This is a genomic window from Chroococcus sp. FPU101 (assembly GCF_017312365.1).
Taxonomy (GTDB): Bacteria; Cyanobacteriota; Cyanobacteriia; order Cyanobacteriales; family Microcystaceae; genus Chroococcus.
This window is the reverse complement of the sequence record NZ_BLJI01000006.1, coordinates 1-14,313: the sequence shown is the minus strand read 5'-3', so window position 1 is coordinate 14,313 and position 14,313 is coordinate 1. Positions and strand designations below refer to the sequence as shown.

12 protein-coding genes are annotated in these 14,313 nt (G+C 43.7%); 3 read left to right on the top strand and 9 right to left on the bottom strand.

Annotated features, from left to right (window positions below; all coding sequences use genetic code 11):
- Nucleotides 1-15 precede the first annotated feature (15 nt).
- The 3 genes from CFPU101_RS08025 to CFPU101_RS08015 are packed head-to-tail and all read right to left on the bottom strand — an operon-like array spanning nucleotide 16 to nucleotide 5,631.
- The gene (locus CFPU101_RS08025; protein ID WP_206814836.1) at nucleotides 16-3,138 is read right to left on the bottom strand and encodes an efflux RND transporter permease subunit; all 3,123 of its coding nucleotides are present in this window, start codon (nucleotides 3,136-3,138) and stop codon (nucleotides 16-18) included.
- Nucleotides 3,139-3,178: 40 nt separating this feature from the next.
- Nucleotides 3,179-3,943, bottom strand: coding sequence for an N-acetylmuramoyl-L-alanine amidase (locus CFPU101_RS08020; protein WP_206814835.1), 765 nt, complete (start codon nucleotides 3,941-3,943; stop codon nucleotides 3,179-3,181).
- A gap of 50 nt (nucleotides 3,944-3,993) precedes the next feature.
- On the bottom strand, nucleotides 3,994-5,631 hold the full coding sequence (locus CFPU101_RS08015) for an efflux RND transporter periplasmic adaptor subunit (protein ID WP_206814834.1): 1,638 nt from the start codon (nucleotides 5,629-5,631) through the stop codon (nucleotides 3,994-3,996).
- 600 nt (nucleotides 5,632-6,231) lie between these two features.
- Here CFPU101_RS08015 and CFPU101_RS08010 point away from each other — a divergent pair.
- From CFPU101_RS08010 to rppB, 3 genes are all read left to right on the top strand, one after another.
- Nucleotides 6,232-7,518, top strand: coding sequence for a TIGR03118 family protein (locus CFPU101_RS08010; RefSeq protein ID WP_206814833.1), 1,287 nt, complete (start codon nucleotides 6,232-6,234; stop codon nucleotides 7,516-7,518).
- Between the two features lie 208 nt (nucleotides 7,519-7,726).
- On the top strand, nucleotides 7,727-8,437 hold the full coding sequence (gene rppA / locus CFPU101_RS08005) for a two-component system response regulator RppA (RefSeq protein WP_206814832.1): 711 nt from the start codon (nucleotides 7,727-7,729) through the stop codon (nucleotides 8,435-8,437).
- Nucleotides 8,418-9,797, top strand: coding sequence for a two-component system sensor histidine kinase RppB (gene rppB, locus CFPU101_RS08000; RefSeq protein ID WP_206814830.1), 1,380 nt, complete (start codon nucleotides 8,418-8,420; stop codon nucleotides 9,795-9,797). The genes rppA and rppB overlap by 20 nt, the downstream gene beginning before the upstream one ends.
- Nucleotides 9,798-9,978: 181 nt before the next feature.
- Here the strand turns inward: rppB and CFPU101_RS07995 are convergent, their stop codons facing one another.
- The 6 genes from CFPU101_RS07995 to CFPU101_RS07970 form a co-directional block, all read right to left on the bottom strand.
- On the bottom strand, nucleotides 9,979-10,881 hold the full coding sequence (locus tag CFPU101_RS07995; RefSeq protein ID WP_206814829.1) for a cation diffusion facilitator family transporter: 903 nt from the start codon (nucleotides 10,879-10,881) through the stop codon (nucleotides 9,979-9,981).
- A gap of 69 nt (nucleotides 10,882-10,950) precedes the next feature.
- Nucleotides 10,951-11,652 (bottom strand): tetratricopeptide repeat protein, encoded by a 702-nt coding sequence (locus CFPU101_RS07990; RefSeq protein ID WP_206814828.1) that lies wholly within the window; start codon nucleotides 11,650-11,652, stop codon nucleotides 10,951-10,953.
- Between the two features lie 137 nt (nucleotides 11,653-11,789).
- Nucleotides 11,790-12,446 (bottom strand): cation diffusion facilitator family transporter, encoded by a 657-nt coding sequence (locus CFPU101_RS07985; RefSeq protein WP_206814824.1) that lies wholly within the window; start codon nucleotides 12,444-12,446, stop codon nucleotides 11,790-11,792.
- Between the two features lie 11 nt (nucleotides 12,447-12,457).
- Nucleotides 12,458-13,378 (bottom strand): vitamin K epoxide reductase family protein, encoded by a 921-nt coding sequence (locus CFPU101_RS07980; protein ID WP_206814980.1) that lies wholly within the window; start codon nucleotides 13,376-13,378, stop codon nucleotides 12,458-12,460.
- A 15-nt stretch (nucleotides 13,379-13,393) separates the two neighbouring features.
- Nucleotides 13,394-13,888 carry a DUF411 domain-containing protein gene (locus tag CFPU101_RS07975; RefSeq protein WP_206814823.1) on the bottom strand — a complete coding sequence of 165 codons (495 nt, stop codon included), beginning with the start codon at nucleotides 13,886-13,888 and terminating at the stop codon, nucleotides 13,394-13,396.
- A gap of 24 nt (nucleotides 13,889-13,912) precedes the next feature.
- Nucleotides 13,913-14,313, bottom strand: a 401-nt coding sequence (locus CFPU101_RS07970; protein WP_206814821.1) for an HAD hydrolase family protein, incomplete at its 5' end; no start/stop codon positions are given.

Here is a 14,313-nt window from a genome sequence, read left to right as displayed (position 1 = left end):
TTTGAGATCAGTAATTTAGGGAGCCACTTCACCCCCACCGAGATCGGATAAATGAAGTTCCGAATCTTTCTGTTTGGGTATCAGGAAGCGACCAAACCAGGCATAGAGTGCTGGAAGCACAATCAGCGTCAGGACAGTAGAAGTAAACAGACCACCCAGAACAACGATCGCTAGAGGTTGCAGCATTTCCTTTCCTGCACCGCTACCGATAGTTAGGGGAAACATTCCCAAAGCAGAGCTAAAGGCAGTCATCAAAATGGCAACCAAACGCTCTTGAGAACCTTCAAATAACACATCTTTCAACGGCATTCCAGTTGCCAGTTTCTGGTTGTAATTATCTACTAGCAATAACCCATTTCGGGCTGCAATGCCAAACAGTGTGATGAATCCGACCAGAGAAGCAATTGATAAAACGCCCCCTGTGACTGCTAACGAAAAAATACCACCGACCAACGCTAAGGGCAGGTTAATTAGAATCATCAAAGTTGCGCCGATCGATTTGACTGCGAAATACATTAAGATAGCAATGATAACCAGTGCAAGTAATCCAAAGACTATCAGCGTTTGACTAGCACGAGCTTCCGCTTCAAACTGACCCCCATATTCGAGAAAATATCCAGGTGGCAATTGCACCTCTTGTTGAATGCGGGTGCGAATGTCTTGAATAACCGAGCCAAGATCTCGTCCTGATGAGTTGGCAGATACCAAAATCAAACGAGAAACGTTTTCCCTATTAATGGTGTTAGGCCCAGTGCCATAGTCTACCTGAGCCACCTGTGCTAAGGGTATTTTGCCATTTTCTGGTGTATCGATCAGCAAATTGCGAATAGTATCGAGATCCTGACGGGCATCAGGAGTGAGCCAAACGAACAGGTCAAACACCTGTTGTTGATCGAGGATTTGAGAAACAGTTTTACCATTAAGAGCAGTTTCAATTGTTTCAGAGAGTTCTCCAATCGTTAATCCGTAGCGGGACGCTGCATCGCGGTCAATTTTGATTTGTACCTGCTTAATTGGAATTTGCTGTTCTAGTTGTAAGTCTACAACTCCATCAACCCTACCCATCGCCGTTTGTACCTGTTGCCCTAGCGATCGCAGTTGATCGAGATCTGAACCATAGATTTTGACGGCAATTCCAGACCGTACTCCAGAAAGCACCTCATCAATCCGATGAGAAATAAAACCACCAACACTTACCACGACACCAGGAAATTTGTTGCTGGCTTCCCGAATGCCTTCCTCTGATCGTTCAATATCCTTTGCGGCTTCTTTACTCAGTTCTATATCCACTTCTGCAAAGTTAACACCCCAAGTTTCAATATCACCACTAGCTCGACCAGATCGCATTTGTACAATTTCATACCGAGAGTCCTCCTCCAGATTTTTGGCTAGGGCGGCTCCAACTCGCCCTGTGGTTTGCAGGGAAACACCAGGAGCTAAGTTTAGGGCAATAACTAGCGATCGTTCTTGGAATTCTGGCAAGAAAATACGCCCCATTCCTCCCAAAACAATGAGAGAGGCAACCAGAGCAGCTAAAGCCGATAAAACAACAATTTTCGGACGCACCAGAGCAAATCTTAAAACGGGTCGGTAGACTTGCTCAGAAAAACGGGCAATCCAGGTCTCCTCGCCAGGCAGACGACGGTTTACAAGCAGCAAAGCGCATAAAGCAGGGGTAAGAGTAACAGCAACAATGGTAGAGACGAAGATGGACAACAGGTAAGTAAGACCCATCGGCGTAAAAATACGGCCTTCTACCCCAGATAGGGCAAACACTGGAGCAAACACGACGGCAATAATCACGGTGGAAAATAATACACTTACCCTGACTTCTAGCGAAGCACTAAACACGATTTGGAGCGGCGGCACTGGGTAACCTTCCAATTGGTTCTCCCGCAGGCGACGGTAGACATTTTCCATGCCAACGATCGCATCATCCACCACAGAACCGATGGCCACCACTAAGCCCCCCAGCGTCATGGTATTAATACCTTCTCCTAACCAACTGAGGAGCATCAAACCCCCTAACAATGAAATAGGCATGGCACTCAGGGAAATAATAATAGTACGCCAATTCATCAGAAACAGAATCAGCACCACCGCAACGATGATCGCACCGTCCCGCAATGCTTCTTCTACGTTTTTCACTGAGGCTTCGATAAATTCCGCTTGCCGAAAGGTTTCAGTGACCTTAACATCTTTGGGGAAGCTTGCCTTTAACTCTTCAATTGCTTTCTCGACCGCTTCTGTCACTCGCACCGTGTCCGCTAACGGCTGCTTCTTAACCGTCATCACTACAGCAGGCTTACCATCTAACTGTCCATCGCCCCGCTTCACTTCGGCTCCATAGACGATCTCGGCAACATCGCTGAGTCTGATAGGGGTACCATTGCGTTGAGTAATCACCGACTTTTGCAGATCTTCTAGGGAAGTAATCCGCCCTACCCCACGAGTCAATATTTCTTGGTCGGGGTTGATTAAAAATCCTCCAGGGGCGTTGGCATTGGAATTAGCGGCGGCTTCGGTCACCTGCTCTAGGGTAACATCAAAAGCTTGTAACTTTACTGGATCGACCAATACTTGATACTGACGATCGTCCCCACCGAACAGGGTAATCTGACTGACACCAGGAATTGCCAGTATTCGGTTTCTGACCTGCCAGTTAACGATCTGCTTTAGCTCCATCATTGAGGTCGTTTCTGCTGTGAAGGCATAGCGGACGATATCGCCTAGTGGGGAATTGATGGGGGTTAGCTCTGGCTGTTCAACGCCTGCTGGAAGTTTGCCTTGGACTTGCTGTACCCTTTCTGTGACGAGTTGTCGGGCGCGGTAAATGTCGGTCGTCCAGTCAAAAACAACATTGACGACCGAAAGCCCAACCGCCGAGGACGAACGAACCGATGTCACACCAGGAGTCCCGTTAATTGCCGTTTCAATCGGCAGCGTAACTAGCGATTCGATTTCTTCTGGAGCCAGTCCAGGAGCTTCTGTCTGAATCTGTACCTGGGGCGGCGCAAAGTTAGGAATCACATCTAGTGGCATTTGCATGACCACAAAGATGCCCCAAATTGTAATCAATACAGAAGCAATAACAACAATCCAACGTTGGTTGATCGACCATTTTAGGAGAGAGTTCATAAAGCTAAAAATAAAAAAGCGGGGTTAACAACGATCTAAACTAAAGCAAATTCTTGGTAATCCATTTCCTTAATGCTTCTTCTGTTTCGTCACCAAACAGATGATGGGGACAGGTGATATCCCCTTGATGGCTGGGCGAAAAGCGATGTCCAGCGATCGCATAGGGGGGAATGCGGTACTCTGCCATGAGCCAACGAATCAGGGCGATCGTAGAATGTTCTTGCTGCGGTGAGAGATGTTCGTGAACGTCAGCAACGTGTTCAATCCCAATAGAATCAGCATTTTCACCGTAAGCGTGCCATGCTTTTTCACTATCGCGCACCATTTGATAAATTTTTCCGTCTCGTGCTACAACGTAATGGGTACTTACCTGACTTTCAGGATGGCGAAACCAATTCAACACCGTTGCTAGGGAATTGGTTGCCGTACAGTGCAAGATAATTCGGCGAATGGGTATCCCATTGCGGCTAGAAAAATTGGGGGACGCATCCCAAATAAACGGAGGGCGGCGGCAGAGTTCTGAGGTTCCATGTCCACGTTGAGATGGATGTTCTAAGGTTTGCACGATCTGCCCATCCTTGAGCAATTGGATGTCATCTAAATTGACATACCAGATGCTACAATCGTCGACCGCCTGATGCTCTAGGGTAAATCGCAGATGATCCACTACTTGTAGATAAGAATGGATCGAGAACTCCATTCCTTCTTTGACTAAATACTTCTCCTTCTCTGGTAAAGTTTCTAGCGTTGATAATTTTCGTTTGAGAAACGTATCTTGAAGGATTTTGAGGGTGTAGGTAATCATAGTGCTGACAGGTTAAAGAAAGAGACGATCGCATCCGTGCTTCAAGCGAGCTATTTAAAGTCTGGTTTATAATCGGGGTCTGTGTATTTTGAATCCCGCAGGATAATTGGTGGCTTGCTACGGCGACCCAGCCAGAACATCCCCCCTGCAACTGCTCCTATACTAGGTATGGCTAACCACCAGGGAAGCGGTAACCCTCCCTTGGCAATACTAGCTTCTTTCTCTCCCTCAGATTGCTCGTCGCTATGATTTTCTTCTTCCTTCAGGTTACCGCCTTTAAGTGCCTGAGCATAAAGCAATGTTGTTCCTTGAGTGACTACGCGATCGCCATCTTCTACACCACTTTTTACTTCCACGAGATTGCCGACAGACCGACCCAATTTTACCTCGACTGGCTCGTAGATATTGCCTTCTTCTTGATGAAACACTAGAGTTTTTCCATTGGCATCGATGATGGCTGATTTGGGAACTGCCAAAGCAGAAGCGTAGGATCGATCTGTAACGATTTCCATCTTGGCAAACATTCCTGGCTTCAAGATTCCGTCGGGGTTCTCCAGTTCCGCTTTGACTGGCAGGGAACGGCTTTGCCCTTGTACTAATGAACCTACAAGTGTTACACGCCCGTTAAAGATCCGATTTGGTAAACTGGACACTGTGACACGGACAGGCTGACCGATCTCGATTTGAGCGAGATCTTTTTCGTAGACGTTGGCTGTTGCCAGCACAATACTGTCATTTACAATAGTCATTAATGGCTTTCCTGGATCGCTTGCTGACTCTCCCACAGAGGCTTCTCGATCAACAACCCTTCCAGAAATTGGTGCGCGAATCGTAACTGTTCCATCAGAATTAGCATCAGATCCCAATTGTCGCAATCGCGTTCTATAGTTAACATCGCTAAGTTGCAGACGAGATTGAGCAACTTTAACATCTGACTGGGTGCTTTTTAATTGTTCTTGGGCTTCTAAGATTTGCAAACGGCTTTGAGTTCTGGCCAAAGTCGCTTTAGCCTCTGCGAGTTTTTCCTCAGAATCTAGCAATTGTCGTCTAGGAATCACGCCCTTTGCCAGTAATTCTCTGTCTTTGTCATATCTTTCCTGTGCAAAATTCAGGACAACTTTGACTTGCTCAATTTCGGCATCAGCAATTTGGGTTTGTCGCTGATAGTTTTGTTGCGCTCGTTGTAATGCCGCCTGAGCTTTCTGCAAGTCCGCTTCTGCCTCCGCACGATTGGTTAGTGACTCAGTTCGCAAACTTGCTAATTCTGGACTTAATAGGATAGCAACTGGCTGTCCTATCTTAACTAAATCCCCAGGTTTGACAAAAAATTTAATTACGGTGCCAGTGACGGGAGTAGTTACTGCGGCTTTGCGATCAGGAGATGTTTCAATCTGTCCCGTCGTTGGGATACCGAATGCGAGTGATTTTCTAATAACTGGCTCCGCTTCAATCCCAATTTGTGCTGCATCATTAGCATCAAGTTCAATGGGTTTAGCCTCACTAGGATCACCACTGCTAAATGCTTCTCCTCCATGCCCATGTCCACCCCCAGCAATAGCGGGCGCAGCAGTCAACAGTAGCAGACTCAAGCAGACACCTGAAATACGTTCCTGATGTATCTGTTGAGATTTCTTTTGGCGGGATCTTTTCCAGTAAGTAGTTGGGAGAAAATCAGAACGTTGAGGCATAGTGTCTATGGATGATTTTTGCGGAAGCGGTCATGACTACTTCAAAAGCTTTAGCATTGCCAAAACCACACTTAACTCTTAGTGTTCCACACAAGAATGAAAGTATGGTGAAAGTTTTGTGGCTAGTCTTTTTTTACAATTTGTACATGAGCTTCCAACATATCATGGCACACAAAGTTTTTAAATCCACTCTCTCGCCTCGCTACGCTTTATGTAAAGATTTTTGTCGCTCTTATTTAGATGAGTCTCAACTGAACGCCACCTAAACAAGAAATTTCTAGCGCACTATTGTCAAATTATAAATTTTCATTCTATTTTCATCCGAGTCTGCAATGCTATTAAAAAAGAATCTCAATAAGTCAATGTATAAATAAAAACTTTCTACTACACAGCTTTCTAGAGATTTGTGATGGATAGGGAGGGCTAAAGCTAAATGTGACTTATCTTGTGAAGCGGTTTGAGTCTTTGGATCTGTTGGAGACAAAATTGCTCAAGCATCGCTCATACTTTTTCAAATCTTTATTGATTCTAAAATCAATAATCAAAAAAGATGGCTCGATCTAACAAAGCATAGTTCACTTTATAAGGAGAGATGAGAAGTTGAAAATACAGGGTTATCGTACTGCTCTATTGCTTGCTGTATCAAGCTTGTTGGCGTTAGGAGTGCCTGAAAGGGGCCTAGCTACTTCTCTTTCACCCAACTCTTATGTTCAAACAAATCTAGTGGCGAACAAATCAGAATATAATCCTCTGATTTTAGATCCGACCTTTGTCAACGCCTGGGGAATTGCAATTCGACCTGCGGGATTAGGCGGTCATTTTTGGGTAACAGGTAATGGCTCTGGAATCTCATACGAGTACGTTGGTGACGTGAATGGAGTTCCTCTGTACCAAGATGATCTTCAGATCGTTACTGTACCAGGGCCGAACGGGACAAAGGGGACACCGACTGGTGTTGTATTTAATGGCTCGAACAACTTTGCAATTACCCAAAATCACCCCAATGGAGCCATTACAGGGCCAAGCAAGTTCCTTTTCGCTACCGATAATGGAGTCATTTCTGGCTGGACGGAACGAAAAAATCCCGACGGAACATTTGATCGTCCTAGTGAAGCACTAGCGGTGATTGATCGCTCGTCTCAGGGAAGTCAGTATTTTGGATTGGGAATAACAACGTTGGGCGATCGCTTATATGCGGCTGATTTTGGAATCAATCCAGGCATCCAGGTGTTTGATGGAGCTTTCAACGATATTACTATTTCATCTGGGTTTACGAATCCCTTTGCGGGTGCAGATGGTTTTAATCCAGGAGACTTTACTCCGTTTAATATTCAGACCTTAACCAACTCAGGAGGATTGGAGACAGCTTTTGTTCCTTATGCTAAAAGCCAGGAAGATCCGAATAATCCAGGTCAAGTGTTAGCGGGTGAAGAAGAGTCAGGGCCGGGGAATGGACGACTGGCAGAATTCGATCTGGCTGGTAATCTCATTCGGACTTGGGATGATCGAGGACTGCTGAACTCTCCTTGGGGAGTCGCTTTTGCGCCTAGTAATTTTGGAGCTTTTTCCAATACACTGCTTGTCTCTAATTTTGGCGATGGGACGATCGTTGCTTTCGATCCAAATACCTATCGTGCGATCGACTACCTACGCGATCCATCTGGTCAACCAATTTCTATTCCTGGCATTTGGGGTTTGTTGTTTGGCAATGGTGCTAGTCTAGGCGATGCCGACTCGCTCTATTTTGCCGCAGGGCCAGAAGATGAGGAGGATGGAGTGTTCGGGCGTTTACGAGTTACCGATAATACGGCCACCGTTCCAGAACCGAGTGGAATTGCTGGAATTGCTCTAGTGGGTTTATGGGGAATCTGTAGACTAAAACGCTAGAACAAATCTGGAAACAATTGTTAGAGTCTTGTCAGACAAACATCTCTCCTGACATTGTTCAAAACGATGTATTACTATTTGTTTTGTTGCACTCGCCCTGAAATTTCACTCTAATTTCATAAGTACCTGTCATCCTAGAAGTAAGAGTTCTATCAATCCTGGTTAGGAGGATATAGATGGAATATAGTTCACTAAGCAAGCAATCTGTATGAAAGTTCTCCTTGTTGAAGATGAATTAGATTTAGGAGTGGCAATCCAACGAACCTTGAACCAAGAGAAATACATTGTAGACTGGGTTCAAGATGGAACTGCCGCCTTGAACTATCTAGAAAATCAGTTAGCTCAGTATACACTGGCAATTTTTGATTGGATGTTGCCAGGACTGACAGGTCTAGAGTTGTGTAAACGCTTGCGGAAACAGCATAATTCCCTACCAATATTGATACTGACCGCAAGAGATCGTTGGGAAGATCGGGTGATGGGCTTAGACGCAGGAGCCGATGACTACCTAGTCAAACCTTTTCGCATGGAAGAACTATTAGCAAGGCTACGCTCACTGCGGCGGCGATCTCCCCAGTTTCAGCCGCTACAGATTCGGGTTGGCAACTTACTTTTAGATTGTGATAATCGGGTTGTTTACTGGCAGCCTAACTACGATGAATGCCGTAGCATTCGACTGAGCAAAAAGGAATTTCAATTGTTGGAATATCTCATGAAGCATCCTCGGCAAGCCGTAACTCGCGATCAGATTCTAAACTATCTTTATGAAGTAGATACGGAACGTATTAGCAATATTGTTGCAGCACAAGTTCGGCTTTTGCGTCGCCGTCTTGCAGAATTAGGGTGTGACGACACAATCCAAACGGTTCCAGGAGGGGGATATCGACTAAATTTAAGCTATGCAGACGGGACTATTTAACCGATCACGGCTACAGTTGGCGGGATGGTATGCTTTGGTAATGAGCTTGCTCCTTAGCTTAGTTGGTATTGTAGTCTATCAAGTTATTATTCGCGCTTATATGGATTCAATTGATCGGGAGTTGGAAACGGTTGCAGGAACGTTAAATACGGGAATCGAACTGTATCTGAAGCAACCCGGTCGTCTAGAGCCATTCGTGAAAAAACTCCTACCAGACATATGTTTAATCGGGGAATCGTGTCCGTCTCAACCAGATCTCAAACACAGTCATTCTTTTTGGACGGATCACCATATGCTCAACAAAATCCATCAAAGCGATTACTCGATTCGAGTCTTAGATCCTTCAGGAAAGCTGATTGCTGTTAGTGGATCTCGTGTCGATCTACCATTAACAATTGGCTCGCAGACTTGGCAATTTGTTGTTGACTCCGAGGGCAACCGATTTCATCAGATAGTTTCACCACTACATACTTCAGATAATCAGCTTTGGGGCTATTTGCAGGTAGGACGTTCGCTTAAAGAACTCGATAGTCGGCTGGCAGCGTTAAGACTCGCTTTTCTGTTAGGTCTGCCAGCTACGATCATTTTTATAGGTGTTTCTAGTTGGTGGTTAGCTGGACTAGCTATGCGACCCATTCACCATTCTTACCAACAAATGCAGCGATTTACAGCAGATGCTGCCCACGAACTACGAACCCCACTGACAGCGATTTTAGCAACACTCGATTCTACTCGAAGACTGCCCAGTTTGACTGAGTTAGAGGCACGAGATACCCTTAAAACAATTGAACGTCAGGTTAATCGTTTTTTTGAACTGGTTAAGGATTTATTGCTTCTTTCTCGACTAGAACAGCATACGTTGAGTGCGAATCCGCAATTATTATGTCTTAATGAATTAATGAATGACTTAGTAGAAGAGTTTTCAGCCTTAGCAGAAGCAGTCAATTTAAAGCTCATTGCCGAGATACAATCGCACAAGCCATTGTATATTTTTGCAGATGAGGATCAGATTTATCGTTTGGTTTCCAATTTAGTAGTCAACGCCATTCAGTACACATCTTCAAGTGGTTGCATTACCTTGGTACTTGAAAGTGGGGAGCGGTATGCTATCATTGAAGTCCGAGATACAGGAATTGGCATTTCTCCCGAGCATCTAGCTCATGTCTTCGACCGCTTTTATCGAGTTAACAACGATCGCTCTCGCCAAACGGGAAACGCAGGATTGGGGCTATCCATTGCACGGGCTATTGTTGAAACTTATGGTGGTAGTATTCGAGTCAAAAGCGAAGTGGGTAAAGGCAGTACATTTACCATTCAACTCCCTTTATTAAAAACTCCTACCAGCGAAAGCCTTAGATAAACAGTAATAAAATCATTCATAATCGTTCTCATAATTTCTACTTGCTTATTAATGCAATTCAATACGCATCTACTAATAAATAGGGTGCAGGCTACATTAAGTCATGTCGCTCATTAAGGATTAATTAAGTTCCAAGACGCTGGTATTGCATCCTACAACCGATAGAAATTTTTCTATCGGCTCACGTCCGATCTAATTCCTGATCAATCCAAGATATAGGATCTTCTTTTGGCTCTAAATGCGTCATGACAGTTGTTTTCGGTAGTACTTGAATGATGGCAAGTTCAATCTCTTCGCATAAGGCATGACCTTGGTGAACCGTCCAATCACCTGGTACTAATACATGGAATGTGATAAATCGACGTGACCCCGCTACCCGTGTTCTGAGTGCATGAAACAGGATACCTTGAGGTTTATAAGTTGTCAAAATATCTGTAACGATTTTTCGATCTTCAAGCGGAATAGAACTATCTAATAGTGCTGAACCTGTCTCTCTCAGTAGTTTAAATCCTGCCCATATGATATTAGCTGCTACCATCAGGGCAATCAAGGGATCAAGCACTAACCAGCCTGTTAGCTTGACGAGAAAGATCCCAATTACAACACCAGCCGATGTCCAAACATCTGTTAGTAAATGATGAGCATCAGCCCTCAAAGCAATGGAATGTAGCCGTTGTCCTGCTCGAAGTAAAACCTGGGCAACCACACCATTAATCGCTGTGGCAACTAAGGCAAGTGCCAAGCCCCATCCAATTTGTTCAATGGGCTGAGGATTGAATAATCGCTCCCAAGCCGTGATTGAAATACTAATTGCGGCAACTACAATCAAAGCACTTTCCAAACCGCTCGAAAAGTATTCGGCTTTAGAGTGTCCAAAAGTATGTTCTTCATCTGGTGGTTTACTAGCAAAGGACAATGCCCAAAAAGCAAAAAGAGCCGCTATTAAATTAACACAAGACTCTAGGGCATCAGATAGTAGCCCAACTGACCCAGTTAGCCAATAGGCACCAAACTTGAGAGCGATAGTGATTATGGCGGCGGCAAGTGAAAGAAGAATGTAGGAGCGGGCTGAATCGGTACTCATCGCCATCTCAATCAATTGATATTATTAGCATAAATTTAATCTCTGATTGATTACAGTAGACAGGAGTAGCTACTGCTCAACCTCTTTAATTAACTCTTGCGTATATTGGTAGCCTTCTGTGTTTCCTTGGCTTAGGAACAGTTGAGCCGCTTTCTGTAAATCTTCCAACGCTCCTGATTTATCTCCTAATACATTTCGAGTCAATCCCCGATTGCCGTAAGCTTCAGCCAAGTTAGGATTCAGTTTTAGGGCTTGAGTATAGTCAGCGATCGCACCTTGACTATCTTTTAGATTGAAACGAGTTAGACCACGATTGTAGTAAGCATCGGCGAATTTAGGATCGAGCCGTACCGCTTGGTCAAAATCTTCAAGGGCTGCTGTTAACTGTCCGAGATTAGCATGAGCATTTCCAAGTCGGTTGTAAGCATCAGTATGTTTAGGATCGATTTGCAAAGCATGATTGAAATCAGAGATCGCTCCGTTGAGATCTCCGAGTATCGTTTTAATATATCCTCGGTTACAATAAGCCTCCATATAGTTAGGATCAATTTGTAAGACCTTAGTGTAACTCTCAATCGCTCCTGTATAATCGCCTGTATTGTATTTTTCTAAGCCTCGGTTGAAGAAATCTTGAGCCGTATGAAGAGTAGACGCTGGAAGTTCTTGAGCAGAACGCGATTCGGAAGGCGAGACAAATAAACCAAGTCCTATTCCACTTAAAATAGTGGTCAAACCCAAGAAAATGAGTGCTTTTTGATTAAATTTCATCATTCCACCTTTTCCATAACGGAGAGACGGGTTAATTTAATTCTAGAAAAGATGACAAGATCTTGTGAATTAGTTAAGGCTTTATCAAAACTTGACCAGGGTTGTTCTATTTTAGAATTAATGTCTGATGGATTTTTATTTTATTCGGTATGATGTTGGAAGCCTTCAATTTTTGTTGAGCTAAATACTAGGATTAACCAACTATCTTTGACAAGAAATAGCGCACTCAAGCCAATGAGTACGGCAACGATTAAACTTCCGACTGCATCAGCCCAAAACCAATTGAAAAAGTGAACCGAAGCAGCCGCTACCATGACACTGATTGAACTAGCTGCATCAGCCATTCCATGTAGAAAAACGCCTCGTACATTCAAGTCATTATGGCTGTCTTGGTGAAGCCTATATGTACACCATCCATTAACCGACAAGCTCAGAAAAGCTCCGATGAGCATCGGCACTCCTGAAACTCTTTCGGGGGTTTGCAGATGCTCTACTGATTCTGTAACTAGAAAAAAAGCGATCGCACACAAAATGATCCCATTGAGTAATCCGATCCAAGCCGAAATTTTTTGATAATTCAAATTAGTTTGACGCTGGACAAGATAGACAGACAATACAGTTAAGCCCAAAGTTACAAGATCTAAAAATAAATGTCCTGCATTGGCTAGTAAGGATATACTATGACCCATTAAGCCGATTGACAATTCAACCCAAAACAGGAGAAATCGCAATCCTAGAATTAGCCAGAGCAGTTGAAGTTGTTGCGTTTTTGGAAGAACGCTCTGATCATGTTGCATGAAAGAAACTACTATTTGGGAGTAAGAACATTCTTAAAGTTACGATCGCCTTGATAACCCGACACATCAGCTAATTGTTTTAAGCTTTGTGTACCTTGATAGAATTTTCCTTTGATTTCCCAGCTTGGAAAACCTTGTATCTTAGCCGCCTGGCAAAGGTCGGGACGTGGATTTTTTCCTTTAGGATCGCACTCAATGTAATTTAATTGTGCAACGGCTTCTTGACCGAATAATTGTTTCTGATCATGACAATGAGGACACCAAAAAGCACCATACATCTTTGCACCCACCTGTTTGAGATGCTGTGCTAGAGAAATTTCAGCTTGGCTGGAGGCCGTTGTAATGTTGTAGCCACCTGGAGTCGTTTCCGCACGAGGATTATTAATCGAGGCATACATTCCCAAGGTGCCGACTAAAACTACCGTTGCCACGATAATCCCTGTAAATAAAAGTTGTCCAATCTCCTCCCAGTCAAATCCGATAATTGACAGAACAAAAAGACTCGTAGACAACAAAGCTGAGACAATACAGTATAGACAAGCTGCTTTAATGACGGCAAAAAGTAGATACATTAGATATCCACTAAAAACCATCATCGCTGTTCCTCCCATAAACAGCAGCAGTCGTGTCCATTGGTCTAGGCGAGTATGCAGTCTCTTTTGTTCTAATGTATTGAAGAATAAAGGTGCTACAGCAAAGACAATCATGCTAAAGTAGCCTAAAAATCCAAACAAAGTTAGGGGCAGACCAAAAACGGTAGCATAGGGACTTGAAAGCACCACATCACAGCCACCAGTAGGACAAGCTGCTGTACCTTGAGTTAATTTGACGAAGGTTAAATAAGCTGTTCCTACTGCTCCAATAGTGGCAATTCCTGCCATAATTGGACGTGACCAACGCTGAATCCAAGGAAGAGAACGTTTTTTCCTCATCATGATTTTCCTGATTTAATAAGATTTATATTGACGAAAAGTGGTCGATGTACCTGTTTTTGAAAAAGAAACCACTTCAAAAGGTTCTTTTTGATTGCCTGTATCCATTCCAGGTGTTCCGATTGGCATTTCGGGTACAGATAAACCTAGTAAATTGGGTTTTTGTTTTAAAAAACGTTTAATATCATCGGCAGGTACATGGCCTTCAATGACATATCCGTTAATAATCGCTGTATGACAAGAAGCTAGTTTAGAGGGCAAATTGTATTTTTGTTTAATTGCTTCCATTTCTTCTGTTTTAACTGATTTGATTTGAAAACCATGCTTAGTTAGGTGTTTCATCCAACCTTCACAACAGTTACAAGATGGACTGCTATAGACTGTAATATTCAATGGCTCGGAATATAACTCAGTTTCTTTATCCCAAACACTTTGAGCGACTGCATCAGTAGAGAAAGCTAAAGAAGACAATAAAAGCGATACAAAAACGATTAAATAGCCAAGTTTCATTAATTCATTCTCCAAGATTAGTCATTAACGCAAAACACGAGAAGCATTGAGAATCGCTAGTAAAGCCACTCCAACATCAGCAAAAACCGCTTCCCATAAGGTTGCTACACCGAATACACCCAAGACGATAAACAAAGCTTTAATCCCCATAGCAAAAGCAATATTCTGGATCACGACACGGCGAGTTTTCTTAGCAATTTGGATTGCTTCTGCTACTTTAGAAGGAGCATCGGTCATCAGTACCACATCGGCTGTTTCAATCGCTGCATCTGAACCAAGTCCACCCATTGCCATTCCAACATCTGCCATCGCTATTACGGGTGCATCATTAATTCCATCCCCAACAAAAGCAACTTTACTCTTTTTACCCGATTGACGTAAGAGTTTTTCGACAGCATCTACTTTATCTTCAGGTAATAATTCCG